The sequence below is a fragment of the Haemophilus sp. HMSC066A11 genome (genome assembly GCF_001811665.1).
GTDB classification, from domain to species: domain Bacteria; phylum Pseudomonadota; class Gammaproteobacteria; order Enterobacterales; family Pasteurellaceae; genus Haemophilus; species Haemophilus influenzae.
In genome coordinates, this window is sequence record NZ_KV805845.1 from 1 (window position 1) to 1,312 (window position 1,312).

General features: G+C 41.1%; 1 protein-coding gene. It reads right to left on the reverse strand.

Going from position 1 to position 1,312, the window contains the following annotated elements:
* Positions 1-150: 150 nt before the first annotated feature.
* On the reverse strand, positions 151-1,312 hold a 1,162-nt coding region (locus HMPREF2813_RS00240; RefSeq protein ID WP_116945661.1), incomplete at its 5' end, for an ATP-dependent metallopeptidase FtsH/Yme1/Tma family protein.

Genomic DNA, 1,312 nt, shown 5'->3' on the forward strand with positions numbered 1-1,312 from the left:
GCTTAAATCAAGACATTTATTATTTGCGTAAAGTTTCATAAAGTGCGGTTAATTTTTAGAGTGATTTTGGTGGGCGATTATAGCGAAATACATCCAAGAAAAAAATCATTAGGAAAAAATAAAGCCTTTCCGAAGAAAGGCTTTGATAAGTTAAACATTAAAATTGTCGGTATTTTCTACCGCACTTTCAGGCTTTGTATCATTCGTTGTTGAATTTGCATAAGCAGCCTGTTGAGTTTTCGGCTCTCCCCAACCTGATGGCGGTGTGACAGGTTCGCGATTCATCAATTGTTTAATTTGTTCTTCTTCAATAGTTTCATATTTGACTAATGCATCTTTCATCGCATGAAGAATATCCATATTGTCGATCAAAATCTCTCTTGCTCTCGCATAGTTGCGATTTACAATTGCACGCACTTCTTCATCAATTGCATGAGCGGTTTCATCTGACATATGTTTCGCTTTCGCCATTGAACGACCTAAGAAAACCTCGCCCTCATCTTCTGTATAAAGAATCGGACCTAACTTTTCAGAGAATCCCCATTGCGTCACCATATTACGCGCGATATTAGTTGCGACTTTAATATCATTTGATGCACCTGTTGAGATATTTTCTTCACCATAAATCAAATCTTCCGCTAAACGCCCTGCATACAAGGTAGAAAGCTTACTTTCTAATTGTTTTTGGCTAATACTAATTTGATCACCTTCAGGTAAGAAGAATGTCACACCCAACGCACGTCCTCGAGGAATAATCGTCACTTTATGTACAGGATCATGCTCAGGTACTAAATACCCTACAATCGCATGACCAGCTTCATGATAAGCAGTGGATTCTTTTTGCTTATCCGTCATAATCATAGTGCGACGCTCTGGCCCCATATTGATTTTATCTTTCGCTTTTTCAAACTCAAGCATGGTTACCGTACGTTTATTCACTCGAGCAGCAAACAAAGTCGCCTCATTGACTAAATTTGCTAAATCTGCACCAGAATAGCCCGGCGTACCACGCGCTAACGTCATTGCATCAACATCTTGCGCAACAGACACTTTACGCATATGCACTTTTAAGATTTGCTCACGACCTTTCACATCAGGTAAGCCAACAACTACTTGCCGGTCAAAACGGCCTGGACGAGTTAAAGCTGGATCAAGTACATCTGGACGGTTAGTTGCCGCAATAACAATTACGCCGTCATTACCGCTAAAGCCATCCATTTCAACTAGCATTTGGTTTAAGGTTTGTTCACGCTCATCGTGTCCGCCGCCTAAGCCCGCACCACGTTGGCGACCCACTGCATCGATTTCATCA